Raw genomic sequence first — 26,027 nt, 5'->3', positions numbered from 1 at the left:
CCGCAGTGCGGGCGAGGGAGCCATGAAGGACCGAGCGACTCTCCCGACACTCCCTCTCCCGCACCGCGGGAGAGGGTTGGGGTGAGGGTCCGCGATCAGCGATCAGACCCCGACCAGCTTGCGCTGCCCCGCGCCGGGCAGCGTGCGCAGCGACTGCGCCACCGTCGCGGTGTAGTCGCGGCTCAGGATCGTGCTGACGAAGATCCAGTCGCAGCGGCACTCGGTCGGCGTCGCGGTCACGGTCAGGTAGCCGCGGCGCGACGTGTCCGCGTAGACCAGCGGCCCGATCAGTTGCGTCAGCGCGCCGGCGAGCTGCTGCGGGTTCTCCTTGGGCAGGTAGTCCTCGAAGCCCGGCGAGGTCACCGACGAGGTCGCGAACTCCACGCCGACCTGGTTGCCCGACGCGTCCAGCAGGTCGTTGGCCCAGGCGTTGTGCGTGTCGCCGGCCAGCACGACCAGGTTCTTGTCGAGCTGGCGCGCGGTGCCCAGCAGCGTCTCGCGCGCGACCGGGTAGCCGTCCCACGCGTCCAGGTTGTAGGGGATGCTCGGCGCGGCGAGCACCGCCCGCTCCTGCGCCGTCAGGCCCGCCGGATTGCTCTGCGCCTTGGCCACGATGGCGGCGTACTGCGACACCGACACGCCGGTGCCCGGCGCGTTCGCCTCGAACAGGATCGGCGCGGGGATGTTCATCCGGCCCATCAGCACCTGCTGGCCGAGCACCTGCCAGGTCGCCGTCGACGCCTGCATCTGCGCCTGCAGCCACTGGCCCTGCGTCGCGCCCATCAGCGTGCGGTCGGCGCGGGCCATGTCGGCCTGGAACTTCGCGGCGTCCAGCCCGGTCGCGGTGATGTAGTCGGCGTAGTCCAGCTGCTCGTCGCGCGCCAGCACGCGGGTGTCGAGCATGTGCAGCGCCATCAGCGAACCGAAGTTGAAGCTGCGATAGATCGTCAGCGGATTGGTGCCGTCGCGCACCGGCAGCCACTCGTGCCACGCCTGCACCGCGGCCGCCTTGCGCGCGGCGAACTCGCCCTCGGTCGCCGGCTGGTGGTTCTGGGCGCCGTTCTTCCAGGTGTCGTTGGCGACCTCGTGGTCGTCCCACACCGCGATCATCGGCACCAGCGCGTGCAGCTTCTGCAGGTCGGCGTCCGAGCGGTACTGCGCATAACGACGGCGGTAGTCGGCCAGCGCGAGGATCTCCTTCTGCGGGTCGACGACGCGGTTCAGCGCCGTGGCGTTGTCGCTCGCGTACTGGCCCGGGCCGTATTCGTAGATGTAGTCGCCCAGGTGCACGGCGACGTCGTAGCCGTCGGCCTCGGCGCGCTTGGCGGCCTCGGCATAGACGTTGAAGTAGCCGGTCGGGTAGTTCGAGCACGAGAACACCGCCAGCTTCACCTGCGACACGCTGCCGGTGGGCAGCGTCTTCGTCCGGCCCGCCGCGGAGGTCGCCGCGTAGGCCTTGAAGCGATACCAGTAGCGGGTGTTGGCCAGCAGGCCGGTGGCGTCGACCTTGACGCAGAAGTCGCTGGCGGCGCGCGCGGTCGCGGTGCCGCTGGCGGCGATCGCGGTGAAGTTGGCGTCGGTCGACACCTCCCAGCGCAGCGGCACGTCGCGGGTGTCGGCGCTGTCCTGGGCCAGCACGCGGGTCCACAGGATGACGCGGTCGCTCAGCGGATCGCCGCTGGCCACGCCGTGGCTGAACGCGACCGCGACCTGCGGCGCGTCGTCGTCGTCGCTGCCGCAGCCCGCCAGCGGCAGGCCGGCCAGCGCCCCGGCGGCGAGCGCGCCGCGCACCAGGTGGCGTCGGGTGTGGTCGACGGTCTCGGCCGGCGTGGCGGCGTCCTCGTTCTTGAGCAGGTTCAGGCGTGGCTTCTTGTTCATGGCATGCGGGCGACGGGCTGGCGCGGTCGGGGTGAAGCGCCTGTGAGGGCGCGGGCGTCGCGCAGTGTTCGCGTGGACGGTGACATCACGACGACAGCGCCGACGGGGGCATTCGGCATGCCGACTGACAGCCGGCGCGACCTCCGCTACGCTGCGCGCCTCGAAAAAGGAGAAGCGCATGCAATACCGTCGACTCGGCCGCAGCGGCCTGCAGGTGTCCGAACTGTCCCTGGGGTCCTGGGTGACGTATCACAACCAGGTCGATACCGGCTCGGCGGTCGAGCTGATGGCCGCCGCGCGCGATGCCGGCGTCAACTTCTTCGACAACGCCGAGGCCTACGCGCTCGGCCGCAGCGAGGAGATCATGGGCCAGGTCTTCAGGCAGCTGGGCTGGGGCCGCCACACCTACGTCGTCTCGACCAAGTTCTATTGGGGCATCGACAAGTCGGGCACCACCGTCAACTACAAGGACACGCTCAACCGCAAGTACCTGATGCAGGCCATCGACGGCTCGCTCAAGCGCTTCGGGCTGGACGAGATCGACCTGGTCTATTGCCACCGTCCCGATCCGCACACGCCGATCGAGGAGACGGTGCGCGCGATGAGCGACATGATCACGCAGGGCAAGGCGCTGTACTGGGGCACCAGCGAGTGGAGCGCCGACGAGATCCGCGCCGCCTGGGAGATCGCCGAGCGCCATCACCTGCACAAGCCGGTGATGGAGCAGCCGCAGTACCACCTGTTCCATCGCCAGCGCGTCGAGAAGGAGTACGCGCGGCTGTACGAGGACATCGGCCTGGGCCTGACGACGTGGAGTCCGCTGGCCTCGGGCCTGCTGACCGGCAAGTACCGCAACGGCATTCCGGAGGGCAGCCGCGCGTCGCTGGAGAGCATGTCCTGGATCCGCGAGCAGCTGCAGGAGCCGCAGCGCAACGCGGCGGTCGGCGAACTGGACGCGATCGCGAAGGTGCTGGGTTGCTCGCTGGCGCAGCTGGCGATCGCGTGGATCAACCGCAACCCACGCGTCTCGACGGTGATCCTGGGCGCGAGCAAGCTGTCGCAGCTGCAGGACAACCTGGGCGCCCTGGCGGTCACGCCGAAGCTGACGCCGGAGATCCTGGCGCGCATCGACGCGATCACGCTCCCCCTGGCGAAGTAAGGCCCTCCACCCACGCCCCGTGCCCAGGCCTTAAGCCCTGTGCCCTGTGCCCGGGGTCTCGCGCCGCGCGTGGTCGTGGCGCTGCTCGGTTCGAGTCAGCGGAAGCCGGGGCGGGGGCGACGATTTTTGGAGCCTGCGACAAGTATGAGGAGTCCCCGCCCCGGCTTTCGCTGACGGCGCAGGCGCCAGCAACTGTCGGGGTTTATCCGCACACCGCCCGCCAAGCCCCTCATTGACGGGGCTGGCTGTCGCGCCCGTGCTGCATACGAACCAAGCATGACCGCTAGCATCCCCGGCGATGCTGCGACGACGTGCTGTTTCCCTGTTGCCGAGTTTGTGTGCCGCTGTCGCCTTGGCTGTTCTGGCCATCGTGCCGTGCGGTGTCGCGGCGTTGCCGGACGAGGCTCGAGCGCCTGGTGCCGAGGTGGCGGCGCTGGCGGAGCCGCGGTTCGAGACGGTTGGCATTGACGCGCCAGTTCCGTTGAACGTGATTTCGGCGCTGGCGCAGGACCGCGCCGGTTTCTTGTGGATTGGCACCGGCGCGGGCCTGGTGCGTTTCGACGGCTACAACTTCCGCCAGCCGGGCGCTCCATTGGAGAACGGCGTGCGTTCGGCGCGCAGCCTGGGCTTCATCCGGGCGCTGCTGGTGGCGCGGGATGGGCGCCTGTGGATCGGCACCGAGGCCGACGGCCTGGCGGCCTATGACCCGCAGAGCGAGAAGCTGTCGCTGTTCCGTTCCGACGCCAGTCCGCAGCTGCCGCGCGGCGCGGTCGCCGCGGGCACGATCCGGGCGTTGGCGGAGGACCGCGACGGGCAGTTGTGGATCGGCACGATCGGTCATGGCCTGGACCGCTACGACCCGGTCGAGGGTCGCTTCCAGCATTTCCGGCACGGCGACGCGCCGACGGGCAGCCTGCCCGACGACCGGGTGCAGGCCCTCGCGGTGGACGGCGAGGGCAGCCTGTGGGTCGGCACCTGGAAGGGCCTGGCGCGCAAGCGCGCCGGCAGCGACCGGTTCGAGCCGGTGTTCTCCACGCCGGGCCAGCCGGGCCTGGCCGGCAAGATCGTGCTGAGCCTGTTCGTGGCGCCCGATGGTCGCCTGTGGGCCGGCACGCAGCAGGGCGACCTGGCGCTGGTCGATCCGAAGACCGGCGCCGGCACCCTGCTCGAGCGCGCCGAGGACGCCGGCAACGGCTCGGTGAATACCTTCGTCGCGCTGGATGACCGGCATCTCTGGCTCGGCCGCAACGGCGGGCTGGAGCTGCGCGACGTCGCCAGCGGCGAGCTGCTGCGCGTCATGAAGCACGACCCGCTGAACCGCGCCAGCCTGGCCGGCAACGAGGTCCGCGCGCTGATGCGCGACAGCGCCGGTTGGATCTGGACCGGCGGCTACGGCGGCGGCCTGCAGCGCCACAACCCGCTCAACACCAGCACCTGGGTGCGCGGCCGCGATCCGGGCAAGCAGCCGCAGCTGATCGATCCGAGCACGCGCGCGATGGTGCAGCTCGACAGCGGCGAGATCTGGATCGGTAGCAACGAAAGCGGCGTCACCGTGCTCGACGAGCAGCTGCGCTCGACCGCCACGCTGCGGCCCTCGCCGGGCCAGCGCGGCGGGCTGTCGGGCGGCCGCATCTCGAGCCTGGTCCAGATGAAGGACGGCAGCGTCTGGCTGGGCAGCGACGGCGGCCTGCACCAGTACACCCGCGACCGCCAGTTGATGCGCGTGCTGCAGGTCGGCGCCGGACGCGCGCGACGGCTGCTCGCCGGACGGGACGGCACCTTGTGGATCGGCACGCAGGACGGCCTGTACCGCCTCCCGCCGCAGGCGTCGCAACCGGTCCGGCTGATGCAGGACGGCGGCCAGGCGCTGACCGGCGACGTCAACGCGCTGTCCGAGACCGACGACGGCGGCCTGTGGGTCGGCACCGAGAAGGGCTTGTACCGCGTCGAGCCCGGCGGCAACGAGTTGATCGCCGCCCGCGCGCGTCCCGGCCGCGACCTGAGCCACCACTCCATCGTCGGCCTGCTGATCGACTCGAAGCGGCGGCTGTGGGTCGACACCGCGTCGGGCCTGCACCTGCTCACGCGCTGGGACGGCCGCGACGCCGAGTTCGACCGCATCAGCGAGAAACACGGCGTCGTCGGGCGTTCCTTCGGCGCCAACCTGCTCGAGGACCGCGACGGCCGCATCTGGACGCAGAGCTACGTCTACGACCCGGCCAAGGACAGCTACTACGAGCTGACCAATGCCGACGGCGTCGACATCGGCACCGGCTGGTTCCGCTCCTACCTGAAGACGCGCGACGGCCGGCTGCTGTTCGGCGGCAGCAAGGGCGTGCTGGTGGTGACGCCGGAACGCTTCGAGGCCTGGGCCTACCAGCCCGCGCTGGTGGCCACCGAGTTGCGGGTCGACGGCCAGCGCCTGGCCGCCGGCCGGCTGCCGCAGGAGGGTCTGACGCTGGGCGCGAACAACCGCAGCTTCAGCATCGAGTTCGCCGCGCTCGACTTCAGCGAGCCTGAACGCAACCGCTACAGCTACCAGCTCGAGGGCTTCGACCCCGAGTGGATCAGCACCGGCGCCGACCTGCGCGTGGCGGTCTACACCAACCTCGATCCGGGCCGCTACCGGCTGCGCGTGCGCGGCACCAACCGCAACGGCGTGTGGAGCCCGCGCGAGCTCAGCATCCCGGTGCGCGTGCTGCCCGACTGGTGGCAGACCTGGTGGGCGCGCACGCTCGGCGGCGCCGCGCTGATCGCCGGGGTCTACGCGCTGGTGGCGATGCGCACCGCCTACCTGCGGCGCTCGCAGCTGGCGCTGGAGCTGAAGGTGCGCGCGCGCACCGCCGAGCTGGAGCGGCTGTCCGCCGACCTGCGGGCCAAGACGGTGGCGCTGGAGGAATCGAGCCTGTCCGATCCGCTGACCGGCCTGCGCAACCGCCGCTTCCTGACCCAGCACATCGACGGCGACGTGGCGCTCGCCGTGCGCCGCCACGAGCAGGCGCGCGGCGACGGCGCGCCGCCGCCGGACGACGGCGACCTGATCTTCTTCCTGCTCGACCTGGACCTCTTCAAGGCGCTGAACGACCGCCTCGGCCACGCGGCCGGCGACGCGGTGCTGCAGCAGATGCGCGCGCGCCTGACGGCCGTGTTCCGCGAGGCCGACTACCTCGTGCGCTGGGGCGGCGAGGAGTTCCTGATCGTCGCGCGCGGCACCTCGCGCGCGCATGCGGCGGATCTGGCGGAACGCGCGCGGCGCCAGGTCAGCGACGCGCCCTTCGAGCTCGGCGAGGGCCGGCAGGTCGAGGTGACCTGCTCGGTGGGCTTCGCGGCGTTCCCGTTGTCGCCGGCGCTGCCGCGGGCGCTGGACTGGGCCGCGACGGTCGCGATGGCCGATGAGGCGCTCTACGTGGTCAAGCGCGGCGGGCGCAACGGCTGGCAAGGTGTCGTCGGCATCGCGGGCATCGACGGCGCCGACGATGCCGCCGCCGAGGGCGATCCCGGCGAGGTGTCCGGCGACGTCGCGGGCGGCGTCTTCGGCGAACACGGCCGCGAGGGCGCATTGCGCCGCCGCGCGCGCGAATCGATGGCAGACTGGCTGGCGAGCGGCGACCTGATGATCGTGCGCTCTTCGTCGCTGGCCGAGTCCTGATCCGCGCGTTCGCGAACGACTCCGCCGGCAAGTCCTGACCCCGTGGCACGACGCCCCGCTTCGCGGACCGCCGATTGCCCCACGTGTGACGAGAACGGCGCGGGCGCGGCAAATGGCGCTCCCGCCCGGTCGCCGATGACCGGCAATCGGTAAAGCCGACAAGTAAAGGCTGCCAACGCCTGTCCTGGAACGCCGCCACGGCGCCGGATTGGCACGATGATCGAGGGCCCCTCGCGGCCTAGAATCGGCCGCCGTCCACGATTCGAGGAGAACCTTCGTCTTGATGAACGACCTTGCGAACTTCCTGCAGTTCAGCAGCTGGCCGCCCCGGCCCGACTGGCTGTTCTGGGCCTCGCTGACGATGGTGGCCGCCGGCGTGCTCGGCGAGTTCGTCAATCGCCGGCTCGGCCTGCCGCGCGTCGTCGGCTACAGCGTCGTCGGCATGATCCTGGCGGCGCTCGGACACGGCATCTTCGCCAACGGCGCGCTCGACGCGCGGCTGCGGCTGGTGGTCGATCTCGCGCTCGCGCTGCTGCTGTTCGAGATGGGTTCCCGCGTGAACCTGCGCTGGCTGCGCAACAACAAGGCGCTGCTGGGCGCGAGCGCGGCCGAGGCGCTCGCGAGCTTCGTCGTCGTCGGTTACGGCCTGACCCTGCTGGGCGTGAGCCCGCTGGTCTCGATCAGCTGCGCGGTGTTGACGATGGCCTCCAGCGCCGCGGTGGTCGGCCGTGTCGGCGCGGAGCTGCGCGCGGCCGGCCAGGTCAGCGAGCGCATGCTGGCGCTGACCTCGCTTAACACGATCTACGGCGTGCTCGCGCACAAGCTGCTGCTGGGCTGGCTGGCGCTGGACCAGAAGGGCGACTGGCTCGAGGCGATCGCGCAGCCGCTGTACGCGTTCATCGGCTCGATCATCGTGGCGGCGCTGCTCGCGCGGCTGACCGCCGGCCTGATGCGCCGGCTGGACCTGCGCAACGAGAACTCGGTGCTGATGCTGCTGGGCCTGGTGCTGGTGGCGCTGAGCGCGGCGCGGGTGCTGAACCTGTCGACGCTGCTGGTGCCGCTGCTGGCCGGGATGATCCTGCGCAACACGACCGAACGTCCCTGGGTCTGGCCGCGCCACTTCGGCACGGCCGGCGGCGTGCTGGTGCTGATGCTGTTCGTCGCGGTCGGTTCCGCGTGGACGCTGCAGGCGCTGGCCGCGGGCGCGGTGCTGGCGCTGGCGCTGCTGCTGCTGCGCCTGGTGGCCAAGGCGCTGGCGCTGACCGGCATGGCCCGGCTCAGCGGCATCGACGCGCGCCAGGGCATCGCGCTGGCGGTCTGCCTGAGCCCGGTGTCCGGCACGATGCTGGTCCTGTTCAGCGAGGTGCAGCTGCACCATCCCCAGATCGCCTCGATGCTCGCGCCGGTCGTCCTGTCCACGATCGCGCTGATGGAACTGGTCGGCCCGATCGCCGTGCAGTGGGGCCTGCGCCTGGCCGGCGAACATCACCCTGAAACGCCAGTCAAGGAGGCTGCGAAACGATGAGCACAGCCGCACGGCCGCCCGAAGGCGGTGCTCCGTCCCTCTCGGAGGGACCGGCGAAGCCGAGGGAGCAAACATGAGCCTCGAACCCTTTGCGATGTCCAAGCCCCTGACGATGGGCGTGGAACTCGAACTCCAGATCGTCAACCGCCACGACTACGACCTGATGCCGGGATCGAAGGATCTGCTGCGGGTCATGAAGGGCGAGACGGTGCCCGGCGACGTGACGCCGGAGATCACCGATTCGATGATCGAGCTCTGCACCAACGTGTGCACGAACTACGAGCAGGTGCTGGAGCAGCTGACGGTCACGCGCGACGCGCTGGTGCGCAGCGCCGACCGGCTCAACCTGGGCCTGTCGGGCGGCGGCACGCACCCGTACCAGCACTGGAGCAAGCAGCGGATCTTCGACAAGCCGCGCTTCCAGGAGATCTCGTCGCTCTACGGCTACCTGAGCAAGCAGTTCACGATCTTCGGCCAGCACGTGCACATCGGCTGCGAAGGCCCGGACCAGGCGCTGCGGCTGCTGCACGGGCTGTCGCGCTTCATTCCGCACCTGATCGCGCTGTCGGCGTCCTCGCCGTACGTGCAGGGCAACGACACCGGCTTCCATTCGGCGCGGCTGAACTCGGTGTTCGCGTTCCCGCTGTCGGGGCGCGCGCCATTCGTGCTGACCTGGGACGACTTCCTGGTGTTCTTCGAGAAGATGACCCACACCGGCGTCGTCAAGAGCATGAAGGACTTCTACTGGGACATCCGGCCCAAGCCCGAGTACGGGACGATCGAGGTGCGCGTGCTGGACACGCCGCTGACGATCGAGAAGGCGTCGGCGCTGGCGGCGCTGATCCAGTGCCTGGCGCGGTGGATCTCGCACGACAAGCCGTTCGAGCTGCACGAGGACGACTACCTGCCCTACACCTTCAACCGCTTCCAGGCTTGCCGCTTCGGGCTGGACGGGACCTTCGTCGATCCGAAGAGCGGCGAGCACCGCAGCCTGCGCGAGGACCTGAACGTCACGCTGCATGCGCTGGAGCCGCATGCGGTGGCGCTGAAGGCGGAGCCGGCGCTGCGTTACGTCCGCGAGGAGATGCGCTGGCAGGGCAACGACGCGACCTGGGCGCGCGGCGTGGTCGAGAAGGAACAGCTGCTCAACGAGCTGGTGCGGCAGCAGTGCGAGCGCTGGGCCGGGCGGCCGGTGGCGAACGCTCGCTGAACGCTGCCCCCACCGTCTGACGAACAGGCTGGATCAAGCCTCCGCAAGCAAGCGCCGCTCGCTTGGCACTTCCGGAATGGACGTCAGCCCGCAGTCTTCAAGCAGTTCCCGAAGGCCGGACTCCTCCAGCGCATAGACGCCGTGCGCGGAACGCCAGAGAAGACCAAGGTCCTTCAGCGAGTCGAGCGTGGCCTGCACGCCGTCTTCGTCGATCGGCAGGTCCGACGCTGCTCCGATGTGATCGAGCACGGTCCGGTACAAGGTCATCGTCGCCGGCATGTAGGGCGCGTAGTCGTGCCCTTGGGTCACGAGCACGCGCAGCACGACCGATTGAAGCGGGCGCAGGGTCCTCACGACCTTCAGCAGCCCGTGATTCCGGGTCTGGATGCGGGACTCGACGGCCTGCGTGAACAGCGCCTTGAGTTCCGGCGCGGAGAGCTCCGGCCGCGCGTGAACGACCTTGGCCGCGGCGCCCAGCCACTCCGGCCTGCAGCCGGTGCGCTGGAACAGCGCCATCACCTCGTCGACATCCGCGGCCAGGACGGGCGGCAACTGGCGGCAGACCCAGGCCACGTAGTCGCGATCCAAGGTCGGGAAGTCCATCATCGGCGCGCCGAAGAAGGCCTGGCTGTGGGCATCGCACAGCATGGACAGCTTGTCCCGGCTCGATCCCGTCGCGACCACGCGCAGGCCATGGTGCCGCAGGTTCAGCCGGTCACGCGCCGCCTTGAGGGCGAACAACGTGTTGTTGCCGCGCTCGGTGGTGATGCACTGCTGCGCCTCGTCCAGGATCAGGACGATCTTGCGCTGACAGTCGTCGGACAGCGCGGCGAGCGCGTCGCTGATCGACACGCCGTCGTCGGCGCCGATCTGGTCCAGCGCGAAGGAGAAGCCGGCGACGGAGACCTTCTCCAGGCCGGCCGACCGCGCCAGTCGCAGCATCGCGCTGTTGTAGGGCTCGATGGCGGCCCGGATGACCTTGGTGATGACGTCGGCGGGATCCGTGAAGCGGTTGCCCCACAGGTCGGCATGGAGCACGACGGCGCCTTGGCGCTCGAGCTCGGGCTGCAGGTCCGAGGTCAGGAAGGTCGACTTGCCGGTGCGGCGCCGTGCCGCGAGGAACAGCCCGGGGCTTGATGCCAGGATGGGCGAGTCATGGAGGATCAATGAGGTGAGCTCCTTGGCGAGCTCGGTGCGGTGAAAAATGGACACGAGGACTTCTCCAGATCGATTCGACACGGGGGCGGTCGCGATCGCCGATGGCGACTCGGCATCACCGAGGCGGCCATTGGAATCACGAGCCCGGATGCTGTGCGCATCGGCGTGAACAAACTCTGATCTGGATCAAAGACTTCCGGCGGTTCGTCCCTCGGTGGGAAGGTGCCAGGTCTTGTCAGCGCGACGTCAGCCGATGGTCTCGACCGGGTGGTGCGCTCAATCCTTCGCGTTCAACTCGTCCAGTTGCTCCGGCGATCCCACGTTCGCCCATGGTCCCGTGTAGTGCTCGGCGGTCACGGCCCGCGCGTGGATCGCGCGATCGAGGCTGGAGCGGATGCGCTGGTGCTCGCCAGGGGGCACGCCGTCGAAGAAGGCGCGCTTGTACAGGCCGATGTTGCTGTAGACCTCGAGGTCGCCGTCGATCGTCGCGAAGCCCTGGGCATCGATGCCGAAGTCCCCCTTCGGATGTCGCGGCTGCTTGGGCACGAACCACAGGTGCGCCAGCAGCGGGCTCGCCGCGAAGGCCGCGGCTTGGGCCGGATCGAAGTCGAACTCGGGGATGAAGATGTCCGCCGACACCGCCCAGAACGCGTCGTCGCCGTCGGCGCACAGCAGGTCGAGGGCGGTCGCGATGCCGCCGCCGGTTTCCAGCGCGCGGCCGTAGCGTTCGCCCTCATGGCTGTAATGCAGCCTCACCCCGAAGCGGGCGCCATCGCCGAGCGTCGCCTCGAACTGCTCGGCCAGCCAGGCGGTGTTGATCACGATGTCCCGGATGCCCGCGCGCGCGAACGCCTCGATGTGCCATTCGATCAGCGGCTTGCCGCGGACGTTGAGCAGGGGTTTGGGCGTGTGGTCGGTGAGGGGCCGCATGCGCTCGCCGCGCCCGGCCGCGAGGATCATGGCTCGCATCGATCTACCAAGGAAATTGAGCCCGCGAGTTTAGCGATCCCCTCTAGTGACCCGCCGCGGACCCGCTTTGGGATGCACGGCTAGGCGCGAACCGGAGCCATAGCGCGGCTATGGCGAGGATTCGCAACAACGCCGTGCGCCCAAAGCGGGTTCGCGGAGGGTCACTAGAATCCGGGGTTTGCCCCTACTCCTGAGCACACCATGGCCGAGACCAGCGCTGCCGTCGTCACCCCGAACACCACCCAGATGGCCAACGCCATCCGTGCCCTGGCGATGGACGCCGTCCAGCAGGCCAACTCCGGCCACCCGGGCGCCCCGATGGGCATGGCCGAGATCGCCGTGGCGCTGTGGAAGCGCCACCTGCGCCACAACCCGGCCAACCCGCAGTGGGCCGACCGCGACCGCTTCGTGCTGTCCAACGGCCACGGCTCGATGCTGATCTACGCGCTGCTGCACCTGACCGGCTACGACCTGCCGATCGCCGAGCTCAAGGCCTTCCGCCAGATGCACTCCAAGACGCCGGGCCACCCGGAAGTGGGCATCACCCCGGGCGTGGAGACCACCACCGGCCCGCTCGGCCAGGGCATCACCAACGCCGTCGGCCTGGCGCTGGCCGAGAAGCAGCTCGCCAAGGAATTCAACAAGGATGGCCACGCCATCGTCGACCACCACACCTACGTGTTCCTGGGCGACGGCTGCCTGATGGAAGGCATCAGCCATGAAGCCTGCTCGCTGGCCGGCTCCTGGAAGCTGAACAAGCTGATCGCCATCTACGACGACAACGGCATCTCCATCGACGGCCAGGTCGGCCCCTGGTTCGGCGACGACACCGCCAAGCGCTTCGAGGCCTATGGCTGGAACGTGATCGGCCCGGTCGACGGCCATGACGTCGACGCCGTCGACGCCGCCATCGCGCTGGCCAAGACCAGCAAGGACAAGCCCTCGCTGATCATCGCCAAGACCCACATCGGCAAGGGCAGCCCGAACCGCGCCAACACCTCCAAGGCGCACGGCGAGCCGCTCGGCGCCGAGGAGATCAAGCTGACCCGCGAGGCGCTGGGCTGGTCGCACGAGCCCTTCGCGCTGCCCGCCGAGGTCTATGCCGACTGGGACGGCAAGGCCGCCGGCACCGGCTTCGAGACCGCCTGGGACGACAAGTTCGACGCCTACGCGACGCAGTTCCCCGAGCTGGCCGCCGAGTTCTCGCGCCGCATCGCCGGCGTGCTGCCGGCCAACTTCGCCGACGTCGCGGCGCAGGCCGTCATCGGCGCGCACGACAAGGCCGAGACCGTCGCCTCCCGCAAGGCCAGCCAGATCGCGCTGGAAGCCTTCACCGCCGCGCTGCCGGAGATGCTGGGCGGCTCGGCCGACCTGACCGGCTCCAACCTGACCAACACCAAGAGCACGCCCGCCTTCCGCCTGGAAGCGGACGGCAGCTCCAACGGCGGCCGCCACATCAACTACGGCGTGCGCGAGTTCGGCATGGCCGCGATCATGAACGGCGTCGCGCTGCATGGCGGCTTCATTCCCTACGGCGGCACCTTCCTGACCTTCAGCGACTACAGCCGCAACGCCATCCGCATGGCCGCGCTGATGAAGCAGCGCGTGATCCATGTGTTCACGCATGACTCCATCGGCCTGGGCGAGGACGGCCCGACCCACCAGTCGGTGGAGCATGTCTCCAGCCTGCGCCTGATCCCCGGCCTGGACGTCTGGCGTCCGGCCGACACGGCGGAAACCGCGGTGGCCTGGACGCTGGCCCTGGCCAACAGCCAGCGCCCGAGCGTGCTGGCGCTGAGCCGCCAGAACCTGCCCTACCTGAAGAAGTCGGGCGAGGCCGTCGACGCGATCACCAGCGGCGGCTACGTGCTGAGCGAGCCGGCCGATGTCGGCCTGAAGAAGAAGGCCAAGGCGGTGCTGATCGCCACCGGTTCGGAAGTGCAGCTGGCCATCGCGGCGCAGCAGCAGCTGGCGGTGGCCGGCATCCCGGTGCGCGTGGTCTCGATGCCCTGCACGAGCCTGTTCGACCGCCAGGACGCGAAGTACAAGAAGAGCGTGCTGCCGGAAGGCCTGCCGCGCGTGGCCATCGAGGCCGGCGTGACCGACCTGTGGTGGAAGTACGGCGTGTCGGCCGTCGTCGGCCTGGACACCTACGGCGAATCGGCGCCTGCCAACGTGCTGTTCAAGCACTTCGGCTTCACGCCGGAGAACGTCGTCGACACCGTCAAGGTCGTCCTGGGCAAGGCGCGCCTGAAGGGCTGAGCCGTTCCGCGCAGACGATGAAAGAGGTGGCCTGGCCACCTCTTTTCATGTCCGGCATCGAAGAGGGAGGTGGCAATGGTCGCCACGAACACGAAGCGCGCGCTGCTGGGCGGGGCACTCGCGCTGATGCGACTCGCTCAACCTGTCGGACGACTGAGCCGCCGCGGCGCTGAAACCAGGTCGGTTCCCTCGCCGTAACCCGGTAACCCGCTCGAAACGCCGGGCAGCGCCGATCTGTTCAAATCGACCGTTTCCGGCCCCGGCGGCCGGACCCGACATTCGTGAGGCGCGGCGTCCACAGGATGGACGGCGGGCCCAGGCGCACCGCTTTCATTTCACTCGCAGGAGACTTTCCTCATGACCATCAAGATCGGTATCAACGGCTTCGGTCGCATCGGCCGCATGGTGTTCCGCGCCGCCGTGGCGAACTTCAAGGACATCCAGATCGTCGGCATCAACGACCTGCTGGAGCCGGACTACCTGGCCTACATGCTGAAGTACGACAGCGTGCACGGCCGCTTCGACGGCGAGGTCGCGGTCGACGGCAACACCCTGATCGTCAACGGCCAGCGCATCCGCCTGACCCAGGTCAAGGACCCCGCCGAGCTGAAGTGGAACGAGGTCGGCGCCGACATCGTCGTCGAGGCCACCGGCCTGTTCCTGACCAAGGAAACCGGCGAGAAGCACCTGGCCGCCGGCGCCAAGAAGGTCATCATGTCGGCCCCGTCCAAGGACGACACCCCGATGTTCGTCTACGGCGTCAACCACGCCACCTACGCCGGCCAGGCCATCATCTCCAACGCCAGCTGCACGACGAACTGCCTGGCCCCGCTGGCCAAGGTGCTCAACGACAAGTGGGGCATCAAGCGCGGCCTGATGACCACCGTGCACGCCACCACCGCCACCCAGAAGACCGTCGACGGCCCGTCCAACAAGGACTGGCGCGGCGGCCGCGGCATCCTCGAGAACATCATCCCGTCCTCCACCGGCGCCGCCAAGGCCGTGGGCGTGGTGATCCCCGAGCTCAACAAGAAGCTGACCGGCATGTCCTTCCGCGTGCCGACCTCCGACGTCTCGGTCGTCGACCTGACCGTCGAGCTCAACAACGAGGCCTCCTACAAGGAGATCTGCGCCGAGATGAAGGCCCAGAGCGAAGGCGCCCTCAAGGGCGTGCTGGGCTACACCGAGGACAAGGTCGTCGCCACCGACTTCCGCGGCGACCCCCGCACCTCGATCTTCGACGCCGAGGCCGGCATCGCCCTGGACGGCACCTTCGTCAAGCTGGTGTCCTGGTACGACAACGAGTGGGGCTACTCGAACAAGGTGCTCGAGATGGTCAAGGTCGTCGCCAAGTAAGCGGCCCTGCCCCCTCCCGAAAGCCCCGCCCCGGCGGGGCTTTTTCATTGCCGTGCCGGCACACGCCCGGATACAAGCGTCACCCCTTGCTTCAAAGCCCTCCCGCCCGCCGTGCAGGAACCCCCATCGGAGTGATGCTTTGCTGCGAATGAGTCGGCCGGATTAGCAGTTTCTTAGCGATGACCTCCTTAAACTGGCTAGCCCAGATTTGTGGAGCTCTCGCATGTCCGTGCTGTCTTTGCCCAGGTTCCTGCCGACGACCGTGGCGCGCCTGGCGGTTGCCGTGGCGGTCATGGGGGTGTTCGGCACCGGCATGGCCGGCGCGGCCACCGCGACGGCCGTGAAGCCGGACCAGCAGGCCGACTTCGCCCGGGTGATCGTGCGCTTCAAGCCCCAGGCGGACGCGGTGCGCGCCCGCCCGCTGGCGATGCGCGCGACCTCGGCCGAGGCCCGCGACATCGCGCAGGTGCGCGGCACGACGCTGGGCATGCGCCACGCGGCGGCGCTGCAGGCGCGCGTCAGCCTGGACGAGCGCACCCATGTCTACGTCGCCAGCGGCGTGAGCTCGGCCGAACTGGCCCGCCGACTGGCCGCCGACGGCGAGGTCGAGTCGGTCCAGGTCGACCGCTGGTGGCGGCATTTCGCGGTGCCCAACGATCCGCTGTACGCGACCGCGCCCGCGCTGAACGTCGACGCCGGCCAGTGGTACCTGAAGGCGCCGGACGCGACGGTGGTCTCGTCGATCAACGCGCCGGCGGCCTGGGACAAGGCGACCGGCAGCGGCGTCGTCGTCGCGGTGCTGGACACCGGCGCGCGGATGGACCATCCCGACCTGGCCAACCAGTTCAAGCCGGGCTACGACATGATCGGCGTCGGCAACGGCAGCACCTCGCTGGCGACCGCCAACGACGGCGACGGCCCGGACAACGACCCGAGCGACCCCGGCGACTGGGTGAGCCAGTCCGACATCGACGCCAATCGCCTGGGCAACAGCTGCACCAAGGACGACATCGCCAACAGCTCCTGGCACGGCACGCGGGTGTCGGGCCTGATCGCCGCGGTCGCCAACAACGGCCTGGGCATGGCCGGCCTGGCCTACAACGCCAAGATCCTGCCGGTGCGGGTGCTGGGCAAGTGCGGCGGCTGGGCCTCGGACATCGCCGCCGGCATGCGGTGGGCGGCGGGCCTGTCGGTGCCGGGGCTGCCGGACAACCCCAACCCCGCCAAGATCATCAACATGAGCCTGGGCGGCGACGGCGCCTGCACCGATCCGTACCAGAGCGCGATCACTGCGGCCTACAACGCGGGCGTGACCGTCGTCGTCGCGGCGGGCAACGGCGTCGACAACAAGGACGACGAGACCAAGTCGGGCGGCATCGCCGTGGGCACGCCGGCCAACTGCGCCAACGTCATCGCGGTGGCGGGCCTGCGGCACGCGGGCTCCAAGGTGGGCTTCTCCAACCTCGGCCCGCAGGTGACGATCAGCGCCCCGGGCGGCAATTGCGTCAACACGGCCGCGGGCAGCCCCTGCCTGTATCCGATCCTGTCGACGACCAACAGCGGCACGACGGTCCCGGTGGCGGCCAGCAACGCCTACACCTACGGCACCGGGACGAGCTTCTCCACGCCGCTGGTGAGCGCCACGGTGGCGCTGATGCTGCAGGTGGACCCGACGCTGACGCCGGACAAGATCAAGGCGGCGCTGCGGTCCTCCGCCCGGCCCTTCGTGGCGGTCGCGGGGGTCGCCCAGTGCGTGGCCGGCAACAGCGCGCAGCCGCAGCAGGAGTGCAACTGCACGACCGCCACCTGCGGCGCCGGCATGCTGGACGCGAACGCCGCGATCGCGGCCGTGACGCCGGCGACCACGCCCACGACGCCGCCCACCACCCCGACGACGCCGGTCGAGCCGACCTCGGGTGGCGGCGGTGGCGGTGGCGGCGCGATGAGCGCCTGGTGGCTGGCCGCGCTGGCGCTGGCGGCCCTTGCGCTGCGCTGGCCCAAGCGGGCCTGAGCGCGTCGCGTCAGTCAGGTTCGGGGGTGGCCCCGACGACCTCGCAGGGCCTGGAAGGCCTGCAAGCTCCGAGCGTCGAGGAACCGGGGCCGTCTAGCGGCTCGCCGCCGAGCCGCCGCCGTTGGGCGAACTGGCCGCGGAGGACGCGGCCGGCGCCTCCAGGGCGCAATCCTTGCGCTTCTCGCCCCAGGGCGGATTCGCCAGGGCGTTGAGCTTGCCGACCTGGACGCCGTCCAGGCGCGCCAGGCGCAGCGTCGTCTGCTGCAGCGGCTCCTGCAGCCGCAGCACGCGCAGGCCCTTGTAGTTGCGCTTGGTCATCGCGTCGAGCGCCGCCTGCGCGGCCGCCTCGCTGTCGTGCTTGCTCAGCACCAGCGTCGGCTGCTCGTCGGGGAAGCCCTGCAGCGGCTCGAACGCGATCTTGGCGTTGCGGTAGGTCTCTTCCTTGCGTTCGCGGAAGTCCTTGCTGGGCATCTTGATCGTGGCCATCGCCCAGACGCCGCCGGTGTCGACGGCGCGGGACTCGATCGACGAGGCCGGCACGCCGGCCGACGCCAGCACCGCGTTGGCGCGCTTGAGCAGTTCGTCGCCGATCAGCGGGCCGAGCTCGACGCAGGACCGCGTGGCCAGCTGCGTGACCGCCTTCTGGTTCAGCAGCGACAGCCGCTCGGGATGCAGCTGCTGCTCCAGCCGCGGCGCGCCGGGCGCCGCGCCGGCGACCCAGCCCTTGTTCCACGCGAACACCAGCACGTTGGCGACGAACAGCAGGATGACCGCGGCGCGCAGCATCGGGCCTTATCCCTGCGCGCCGGCGGACGTGCCGCCCAGCCGCACGCTGACCTCGCCGCCGCTGACGACCTGGCGGCCCTGGGCGGTGTCGATCAGCAGTTCGCCGCGCTCGTTGACGCCGGCGGCGATGCCTTCCAGCAGGCCGGCGGTGATCGCCTTGCCCTGCAGCAGGTCGCGCCGGGCGAAGCGCTCGCGCCAGGCGCCGAAGCCGTCGGCCGCGAAGGCGGCGAGCGCCTTCACCAGCGACGGCGCCAGCCGCGCCAGCGCCTGCGGCGGGGTGATGTCCGGGATCAGTTCCTGCAGGCAGGCGAAGCCGGTGTTGAGCTGCGAATCCGCCACCCGCGCCCGGTCCGACACGTTCAGGCCCACGCCCACCACGGCCATGCGCGACGAGCCGGCGGGCACCGTCTCGATCAGGATGCCGCCGAGCTTGCGGTCGTCGAGCCACAGGTCGTTGGGCCACTTCAGGCCGAGGCGGCGGCCGTCGGGGTCCAGCCCCTCGGCGATCGCCGCGCCCACGACCAGCGACAGCCCGGACCAGTCCGTCATCTCCAGCGGCAGCGACAGCGAGAACGTCAGCGACGCGCCGGCGGTGCTGTGCCAGCTGCGGCCCTGTCGGCCGCGGCCGTGGGTCTGGTGCTCGGCGATCAGCAGGCAGGGGTGGAGGTCGTGCTGGCGGCGGCCGTAGGGACGGTCGCCCGCGCGGCCACCGGCCGCGGCGATGCCTTCGTCGCGCCGCACGCGCTCGATCAAGGTCGCGTTGGTCGATTCGACCCGCGCCAGCACCTCGATGCTGAGCCCCGGGAGCAGCGGCTCCAGGTCTTGCCAGAGGGCTTCGGCGCCCCAGTTCTGATGTTCTTGCATCGCCGCGAATGTGATCTTGCGATCCCGTCTTGGTCTTCCCGGGCCTGGCGGCCCGGTGGTCGTGAATGGTCGGAGTCTAGAGGGAGAAGCACGCCCCCGGCCCGTCGCCACCATGAATCGGTGGCTGTAGGACCTGACAGGGTCCCCCGGCGCCGCGGCGGCCCGGCGACCCCCTGTGCGCCCCTCGGCGCCTCAGCGGCCCTTGGGCGCGAGCATCGTGCCGCGGCAGCCCGGGGTGCCGCAGCGGCATTCGAACCGCTTCTTCAGCTTGGGCGTATAGCGTTCGTCGATCACCAGGCCGTAGTCATAGAAGAGTTCTTCGCCCGGCGAGATGTCGGTCAGCGCGTGGATGAACACGCGGCCGTCGCGCTCGCGGGCCTCGCAGTTGGGGCTGCAGGCGTGGTTGATCCAGCGGGCCTTGTTGCCGTCGTGGGCGGCGTCGATGACCCCGCCGGTCTCGAGGTGGAAGTAGAAGGTATGGTCCGGCTGCGACGGATCGTGCGGATGGCGGCGCAGCGCCTCGTCCCAGTCGATGCGTTCGCCCTTGTACTCGATGAGCTTCTCGCCGGCCTGCAGCGGCACCAGCGCGTAGACGCCGCGGCCGTGCACGCCGGAGGCGCGGACCTGGATGCGGGGGCCGCGGCGGGGGGAGTCGGCGGCGGTGGCCTGGGCACCGGGCTTGCCGGCCTGCGCGGGTTTGTCGGCGGGCGCGGGGGCACTGGCGGGACGCTGTTGCGGCATGGAGCGAGTCCGGTACATTGAATTCATGGGTGCGCGCGCGTGTACACGTACGTAGGTGCGTGGGCGCGCGCGAGGCCGGATTGTAGGCAGGCGACCGTGTCGTTTCGGCACGCCTGAACGAAGACAAGCGAAGACGAAAGAAGCAAGCGCAATGAGCAAGGCATTGGTGATCGCGGAGAAGCCGTCGGTGGCGCAGGACATCGTCAAGGCGCTGACCGCGCAGTCGGGCAAGTTCGAGAAGCACGACGAGTATTTCGAGAACGACGAGTACGTCGTCAGCTCGGCCGTCGGCCACCTGGTGGAGATCAAGGCGCCGGAGGAATTCGACGTGAAGCGCGGCAAGTGGAGCTTCGCCCACCTGCCGGTGATCCCGCCGCACTTCGACCTCAATCCGATCGACAAGAGCAAGGGCCGGCTCAACGCGCTGGTCAAGCTGATCAAGCGCAAGGACGTGACCTCGCTGATCAACGCCTGCGACGCGGGGCGCGAAGGGGAACTGATCTTCCGCCTGATCGTCCAGTACGCCGGCACGGCCAAGGCGCAGGTCAACAAGCCGGTGAGCCGGCTGTGGCTGCAGTCGATGACGCCGCAGGCGATCCGCGAGGGCTTCGAGCGCCTGCGCACCGACCAGCAGATGCTGCCGCTGGCCGACGCCGCGCGCTGCCGCTCCGAGGCCGACTGGCTGGTGGGCATCAACGGCACGCGGGCGATGACCGCGTTCAACTCGCGCGACGGCGGTTTCTTCCTGACCACCGTCGGCCGCGTGCAGACGCCCACGCTGTCCATCGTGGTCGAGCGCGAGGAGAAGATCCGCAAGCACGTCTACCGCGATTACTGGGAGATCCGCGGCACCTTCGACGCCGAGGCCGGCCAGTACGAGGGCAAGTGGTTCGATCCCGCCTTCAAGAAGAACGCCGAGGACCCCGAACAGCGCGCCGACCGCGTCTGGACGCAGGCCGAGGCCGATGCGATCGCCGCGGCCGCCAAGGGCCAGCCGGCCACGGTGACCGAGGAGTCCAAGCCCAGCACCACGGCCAGCCCGGGGCTGTACGACCTGACGACGCTGCAGCGCGAGGCGAACTCGCGCTTCGGCTTCTCGGCCAAGACGACGCTGGGCCTGGCGCAGGCGCTGTACGAGAAGCACAAGGTGCTGACCTACCCGCGGACGGACTCGCGCTACCTGCCCGAGGACTACCTCAACGTCGCCAAGGAAACGGCGCGGATGATCGCCAACGAGGACCTGCCCGGTCCGCTGCAGGCGCTGGCGCCGCATGCGCGCACCGCGCTGGACAACGGCTACATCAAGCCGACCAAGAAGGTCTTCGACAACACGAAGGTGTCGGACCACTTCGCGATCATCCCGACGCTGCAGGCGCCGCGCAGCCTCACCGAGGCCGAGGCCAAGCTCTACGACATGGTCGTCAAGCGCTTCCTGGCGGTGTTCTTCCCGCCGGCGGAATTCCAGGTCACGACGCGGATCTCGACGGTGAAGACGCCGGCGAGGTCCTATGCGTTCCAGACCAACGGCAAGGTGCTGGTCAAGCCGGGCTGGCAGGCGGTCTACGGCAAGGAGGCGACCGACGAGAACGCCGAGCCGGGCACCAGCGGCGCGATGCTGGTGCCGGTCAAGACCGGCGAGGTCGTGCGCACCGAGGGCACCGACGTCAAGGCGCTGGTGACCAAGCCGCCGGCGCGCTACACCGAAGCGACGCTGCTGTCGGCGATGGAAGGCGCGGGCAAGCTGGTCGACGACGACGAGCTGCGCGAGGCGATGGCCGAGAAGGGCCTGGGCACGCCAGCCACGCGCGCCGCGATCATCGAAGGCCTGCTGGCCGAGAAGTACATGCTGCGCGAGGGCCGCGAGCTGATCCCCACCGCCAAGGCCTTCCAACTGATGACGCTGCTGCGCGGCCTGGGCGTGGACGAGCTGTCCAAGCCCGAGCTGACCGGCAACTGGGAGTTCCAGCTGTCCGAGATGGAGAAGGGCCGCCTCAAGCGCGAGGACTTCATGGCCGAGATCGCCGCGATGACCGAGAAGGTCGTGCGCAAGGCCAAGGAATACGACCGCGACACCATCCCCGGCGACTACGCGACGCTGAAGACGCCGTGCCCGAAGTGCGGCGGCGTGGTCAAGGAGAACTACCGCCGCTTCACCTGCACCGGCAAGGGCGGCGACGCGGAAGGCTGCGGCTTCTCGATCCCCAAGATCCCGGGCGGCCGCAGCTTCGAGCTGCACGAGGTCGAGGCCTTCCTGCGCGACAAGAAGGTCGGTCCGCTGGAGGGTTTCCGCTCCAAGGCGGGCTGGCCCTTCACCGCCGAGCTGGCGCTGGTGTTCGATCCCGAGATCGACAACTGGAAGCTGGAGTTCGACTTCGGCGAGGACGCCAAGAAGGCCGAGGAGAACGGCGAGCCGGTGGACTTCAGCGGCCACACGCCGCTGGGCCGCTGCCCCAAGTGCAATGGCCGCGTCTTCGACTTCGGCAGCAACTACGTCTGCGAGCACGCGGTCGGCGACAAGATCACCTGCGACTTCAAGAGCGGCAAGATCATCCTGCAGCAGCCCATCGAGCCCGAGCAGATGGGCAAGCTGCTGGAGACCGGCAAGACCGGCCTGCTGGAGAACTTCGTCTCCAACAAGACCCGCCGCAAGTTCAAGGCCTTCCTGACCTACGACCGCAAGGAAGGCAAGGTGGTGTTCGAGTTCGAACCCCGCGCCGCCAAGCCCGGCGCGAAGCCGGCGGCCAAGAAGGTCGCCGCGAAGAAGGCGACCGCGAAGGGCTGATCGCCCGACTCAGGGGCCCTTCGGTTTCCGCGGGTCCCTGAGATGAACCTTCCCTTTCCCTCCCCCGCCGGCGGCGCGCCCGATGCGCCCGGCACTGCCTGGTCGCTGTACGACCAATGGTTCCCGGACGAGCCCGAGGCCGAGGCCGAGGCCGTCGAGCCCCGTCCGCCCGATCCTGTGTCGATCGCCGAACAGCAGCGTGCCTGCTTCAAGGAGAAGCTGCGGGCCGCCAGGCATCGGCTCGACGTGCTGGAGCACGGCGACGCGGCCACGCCGCGTCCGCTCCTGTCGCGGCTGCTGAGGCAGTCGGCGCGGCTGCCGGAGCGCCTGCAGCGGCTGCACCGGATGGAGGTGAAGGTGGAGGAGCTGCTCGGCCAGGAGCGGCTCAGCGCGATCGAACAGGAACTCCTGCGGCGCTCGCTCGCGCATCACGCCGCGGCCTGCCAGGCGCTCGAACGCCTGTGCCGCGATGAGCCGGTGGCCTTCGCGGAACGGCTGAACCGGGAACATGCGCTGCTCGAACGGCATCGGCGCCTGAATCCGGTCATGAGCGCCTCGAGCGCGCCACGCTCGCCCCACCAGGACGCCATCAACGACGTGCTCTTCGAGCTCGACAAGGCCAGCACCCTGCCCCTCTTCGACATCTGGCTGCAGGCGCTCAAGCGCCTGGTCGAGGAGACGTCTCCGGGCCCGACGGCGATCTCCGCGCGCGCGCGTCTCTCCCTCCGGCAGCAGGCCCAACCGTATCCGGCCGCGCGGAAGGCCCCGCAGCCCGGTCCGTCGGACCCCGCTGACCGGGCCCCGGCGGGCGCGCCTCACGCATCGCGCAGGTAAGCCTCACCCCCCAGCACCGGCTGGGCACGCAGCCGCTCGGCCAGGAAGTCGATCAGCAGGCGCAGCGTGGCCGGCACCCGCCGGCCCGCCGCGTGCACCAGATGCACCGGCGCGGCGGGGATCTCGTGGTCCGCCAGCACGATGCGCAGGCGGCCGTCCAGCACCGCGTCCACCGCCTGGTACAGCTGGCAGCGCACCAGCCCCACGCCAGCCACCGCGGCCGCGATCGCCGCAGCGCTGTCGTTGACCATCAACGTCGGCGTCAGCGCCTGCGATCCCTCGCGGAAACGCCACGGCGTCATGCCCTGTCCGTCGAAATAGCCGCCGACGATCCGATGCCCCACCAGGTCCCGCGGCGACGCCGGTTCGCCAACGCGAGCGAGGTAGTCCGGCGCCGCCACGATCACCCGCCGCATCGCGCCCACCGGCACCGCGGTCAGGCCGGAATCGGGCAGATGGGCGATCCGCACGGCCAGGTCCTGCGCCTCGTCCACCAGCGACACGACGCGGTCCACCAGCAGCAGCTTCATCCGGATGCGGGGATGGCGGTGCAGGAACTCCGCCGCGATCGGCGCGACATGCAGCCGGCCGAACATCGAGGGCGCCGTCAGCGCCAGCAGCCCGGCGGGCTCGGCCTGCGCGCCGGCGGCGGTGGCTTCCGATTCGTCCAGGTCGGCCAGGATGCGCCGGCAGTCGACGACGAAGCGCTCGCCGGCCTCGGTCAGTCGCACCGAGCGCGTGCTGCGCTGGAACAGCTGCACGCCCAGCCGCTGCTCCAGCGCCGCGATCGCGCGCGTGGCGGCCGGCGCCGAACACCCCAGGCGGCGCGCCGCGGCGGCGAAGCTCTGCGTGTCCGCGACGGCGATGAAACAGCGCAGGCGGTCGAGGTGGTCCATGGGCCGGGCGGCGCGGTCGCGCCTCATTATTTCGATGACTGCAATTCTGAATGATCGGCAACCATCATTCCAATCGTCGACTGCAAGAGATACGGTAGAGGCCTTCGATTCCCCCGCTGGAGCCTCCATGAACGCCGCCCCCCGTCCGTCCGCCCCGCTGCGCCTGCACCGCCTCGCGGCGTCGGGACATTGCCACCGCGTCGAGCTGCTGCTGTCGATGCTGGACCTGCCTTACACCGTGGTCGAGATCGACCTGCCGGGTGGCGAGCACAAGCAGCCGGCCTTCCTGGCGCTGAACGCGCTGGGCCAGGTGCCGGTGATCGAGGATGGCGAGCTCGTGCTGCCGGAGAGCAATGCGATCCTGGTCTACCTGGCGTCGCGGTACGCGCCGGACGCCGGCTGGCTGCCGCGCGACGCGCTCGAGGCCGCGTGGCAGCAGCGCTGGTTCAGCCTGTCGGTCAGCCTGCTGGGGCCGGGCGCGGCGTCGCCGCGCTACCGCGCGTTGACCGGGCTGCCGGTCGATCCGGCGTCGCAGGCGCTCGGGCACACGCTGTTCGCGCGGGTCGAGGAGCAGTTGTCCCGCACCGCCTTCCTGGTCGCGGACCGGCCGATGCTGGCCGACCTCTCGTTCTACGGCTACACGGCGCAGGCGCCGATCGGCGGCGTGTCGCTGAGCGACTATCCGAGGCTGCGCGGCTGGCTCAGGCGCATCGAGGCGCTGCCGGGCTTCGTGCCGCTGCCTGACACGCTCTGAGGCCGCCGCCATGGACGCGAGCTGGCATGAGGGCGAACAGGCGATGCAGGCGCGCATCGGCATGCGCGAGCGCCTGGCCGAGATCGGCGCGCAGGTGATCCGCGACCACATGCCGGACCAGCACCGCGAGCTGTTCGGCAAGCTGCCGACGATGCTGCTGGGCGCGCTCGACGCGGCGGGGCAGCCGTGGGCGACGATGCTGGCCGGGCCGCCGGGGTTCGTCACCACGCCGGATGCGCGGACGATGGCGATCGCCGCGCCGCTCGATGGCCAGGACCCGGCGCTGGCCGCGCTGCGGGCGCACGGCCTGGGCGCGCCGGTGGGCCTGCTCGGCCTGGAGCCGCACACGCGGCGCCGCAACCGGATGAATGGGCGGCTCGCGGCGCTGTCGGATGACGGGTTGCGGGTCGATGTCGTGCAGAGCTTCGGCAACTGCCCGAAGTACATCCAGGCGCGCGATCCACTGGCGTGGGACGACACGCCGCCGGGCCTTGCGAGGGCGCTGGATGCGGCGCTCGACGACCCGGCGCTGGCGCGGATCGCCGCGGCGGACACGGTCTTCATCGCCAGCGCGTCGGCCCCAGTGCCGGGTGACGGTCGCGCGGAGGGCGTCGACGTGTCGCACCGTGGCGGCCCGCCGGGATTCGTGAGGGCGCATCGTCGGTTGGATGGCGGCATCGAGTTGCGCCTGCCGGACTTCCCGGGCAATCGGTTCTTCATGACCTTGGGCAATCTGATGCGGCATCCGCGCGCGGGGCTGCTGATTCCGGACTACGCCACCGGCGAGTTGCTGCATCTGGCCGCGGAGGCCGAGGTGGTGTGGACGGGCGACGACGAGCGCGAGGTGCGCCTGCGCGTCACCGCGGCGTTACGACGCCCGAGCGCCTTGCCTTGGCGCTGGAGCGAGGCGCGCCTCGCGCCGCAGTTCGTGGTTCCGAGCCCTACGTGACGCCGCGCGGTCTGGTGGCAGTGAGCGGCTTGGAGAAGCCGGGGGGCCCGGTGCCACCTGGAGCGAATTCCGAGCGGCGAGGAGGAAATTGAGCGCAAGGGGGCACCGGGCCCCCCGGCTTCGATCGATGGACGCCCACCCCCCACCCCAACGCCAAGCCCCCTCCCCCTCCCCCAGCCCCCCACTCCGCAACCCGTGAATTCCTGGGGTCCTTCCCCCAATCCGAACCCTCTGAGGCGCCGTG

The 26,027-nt window shown here is 70.1% G+C and carries 18 protein-coding genes; 11 read left to right on the top strand and 7 right to left on the bottom strand.

Going from position 1 to position 26,027, the window contains the following annotated elements:
• Positions 1–102: 102 nt before the first annotated feature.
• On the bottom strand, positions 103–1,878 hold the full coding sequence (locus N5D62_RS03455; protein WP_279756133.1) for an alkaline phosphatase D family protein: 1,776 nt from the start codon (positions 1,876–1,878) through the stop codon (positions 103–105).
• A gap of 178 nt (positions 1,879–2,056) precedes the next feature.
• On the opposite strand from N5D62_RS03455, the gene N5D62_RS03450 reads away from it, so the two are divergent.
• From N5D62_RS03450 to N5D62_RS03435, 4 genes are all read left to right on the top strand, one after another.
• Entirely contained in the window at positions 2,057–3,037 is a 981-nt protein-coding gene (locus N5D62_RS03450; protein WP_279756132.1) for an aldo/keto reductase, read from the top strand.
• 481 nt (positions 3,038–3,518) lie between these two features.
• On the top strand, positions 3,519–6,686 hold the full coding sequence (locus N5D62_RS03445; RefSeq protein ID WP_347881798.1) for a two-component regulator propeller domain-containing protein: 3,168 nt from the start codon (positions 3,519–3,521) through the stop codon (positions 6,684–6,686).
• 283 nt (positions 6,687–6,969) lie between these two features.
• Positions 6,970–8,211, top strand: coding sequence for a cation:proton antiporter (locus N5D62_RS03440; protein WP_279756131.1), 1,242 nt, complete (start codon positions 6,970–6,972; stop codon positions 8,209–8,211).
• A 73-nt stretch (positions 8,212–8,284) separates the two neighbouring features.
• Positions 8,285–9,421, top strand: coding sequence for a YbdK family carboxylate-amine ligase (locus N5D62_RS03435; protein ID WP_279756130.1), 1,137 nt, complete (start codon positions 8,285–8,287; stop codon positions 9,419–9,421).
• A gap of 33 nt (positions 9,422–9,454) precedes the next feature.
• Here the strand turns inward: N5D62_RS03435 and N5D62_RS03430 are convergent, their stop codons facing one another.
• Positions 9,455–10,633, bottom strand: a complete 1,179-nt coding sequence (locus N5D62_RS03430; RefSeq protein ID WP_279756129.1) for an ATP-binding protein — start codon at positions 10,631–10,633, stop codon at positions 9,455–9,457.
• 222 nt (positions 10,634–10,855) lie between these two features.
• Positions 10,856–11,539, bottom strand: a complete 684-nt coding sequence (locus N5D62_RS03425; RefSeq protein WP_279756128.1) for a nucleotidyltransferase family protein — start codon at positions 11,537–11,539, stop codon at positions 10,856–10,858.
• Between the two features lie 210 nt (positions 11,540–11,749).
• Here N5D62_RS03425 and tkt point away from each other — a divergent pair, with 210 nt between their 5' ends.
• The 3 genes from tkt (at position 11,750) to N5D62_RS03410 (ending at position 17,177) form a co-directional block, all read left to right on the top strand.
• A complete protein-coding gene (gene tkt / locus N5D62_RS03420) occupies positions 11,750–13,810 on the top strand; it encodes a transketolase (protein WP_279756127.1) in 2,061 nt (686 codons plus the stop codon).
• A gap of 357 nt (positions 13,811–14,167) precedes the next feature.
• Positions 14,168–15,166, top strand: a complete 999-nt coding sequence (gap, locus tag N5D62_RS03415) for a type I glyceraldehyde-3-phosphate dehydrogenase (RefSeq protein ID WP_279756125.1) — start codon at positions 14,168–14,170, stop codon at positions 15,164–15,166.
• Positions 15,167–15,389: 223 nt separating this feature from the next.
• Positions 15,390–17,177: a S8 family peptidase gene (locus tag N5D62_RS03410; RefSeq protein ID WP_279756122.1), complete on the top strand. Its 1,788-nt coding sequence runs from the start codon at positions 15,390–15,392 to the stop codon at positions 17,175–17,177.
• A 93-nt stretch (positions 17,178–17,270) separates the two neighbouring features.
• On the opposite strand, the gene N5D62_RS03405 is transcribed toward N5D62_RS03410, so the two are convergent.
• From N5D62_RS03405 to N5D62_RS03395, 3 genes are all read right to left on the bottom strand, one after another.
• Positions 17,271–17,963, bottom strand: a complete 693-nt coding sequence (locus N5D62_RS03405) for a hypothetical protein (RefSeq protein ID WP_279756120.1) — start codon at positions 17,961–17,963, stop codon at positions 17,271–17,273.
• 6 nt (positions 17,964–17,969) lie between these two features.
• The gene (locus N5D62_RS03400) at positions 17,970–18,827 is read right to left on the bottom strand and encodes a biotin--[acetyl-CoA-carboxylase] ligase (protein WP_279756119.1); all 858 of its coding nucleotides are present in this window, start codon (positions 18,825–18,827) and stop codon (positions 17,970–17,972) included.
• Positions 18,828–19,019: 192 nt separating this feature from the next.
• The gene (locus tag N5D62_RS03395; RefSeq protein WP_279756118.1) at positions 19,020–19,568 is read right to left on the bottom strand and encodes an SET domain-containing protein; all 549 of its coding nucleotides are present in this window, start codon (positions 19,566–19,568) and stop codon (positions 19,020–19,022) included.
• A gap of 151 nt (positions 19,569–19,719) precedes the next feature.
• Here N5D62_RS03395 and N5D62_RS03390 point away from each other — a divergent pair, with 151 nt between their 5' ends.
• Positions 19,720–22,350 carry a DNA topoisomerase III gene (locus N5D62_RS03390; RefSeq protein ID WP_279756116.1) on the top strand — a complete coding sequence of 877 codons (2,631 nt, stop codon included), beginning with the start codon at positions 19,720–19,722 and terminating at the stop codon, positions 22,348–22,350.
• 42 nt (positions 22,351–22,392) lie between these two features.
• The gene (locus tag N5D62_RS03385; RefSeq protein WP_279756115.1) at positions 22,393–23,184 is read left to right on the top strand and encodes a hypothetical protein; all 792 of its coding nucleotides are present in this window, start codon (positions 22,393–22,395) and stop codon (positions 23,182–23,184) included.
• On the opposite strand, the gene N5D62_RS03380 is transcribed toward N5D62_RS03385, so the two are convergent.
• Positions 23,166–24,080, bottom strand: coding sequence for a LysR substrate-binding domain-containing protein (locus N5D62_RS03380; RefSeq protein WP_279756114.1), 915 nt, complete (start codon positions 24,078–24,080; stop codon positions 23,166–23,168). The genes N5D62_RS03385 and N5D62_RS03380 overlap by 19 nt on opposite strands.
• Positions 24,081–24,207: 127 nt before the next feature.
• Between N5D62_RS03380 and N5D62_RS03375 the strand changes: the two genes are divergently transcribed.
• Both N5D62_RS03375 and N5D62_RS03370 read left to right on the top strand, forming a co-directional pair.
• A complete protein-coding gene (locus N5D62_RS03375; RefSeq protein ID WP_279756112.1) occupies positions 24,208–24,834 on the top strand; it encodes a glutathione S-transferase in 627 nt (208 codons plus the stop codon).
• 10 nt (positions 24,835–24,844) lie between these two features.
• On the top strand, positions 24,845–25,783 hold the full coding sequence (locus N5D62_RS03370) for a pyridoxamine 5'-phosphate oxidase family protein (RefSeq protein ID WP_279756109.1): 939 nt from the start codon (positions 24,845–24,847) through the stop codon (positions 25,781–25,783).
• The last annotated feature ends 244 nt before the right edge of the window (positions 25,784–26,027 follow it).

Origin of the sequence: Mitsuaria sp. GD03876 (assembly GCF_029840635.1) — a bacterium.
Classification (GTDB): domain Bacteria; phylum Pseudomonadota; class Gammaproteobacteria; order Burkholderiales; family Burkholderiaceae_C; genus Roseateles.
Note: the sequence above shows the minus strand (reverse complement) of the source record. Positions and strands in the feature narration are given on the sequence as shown.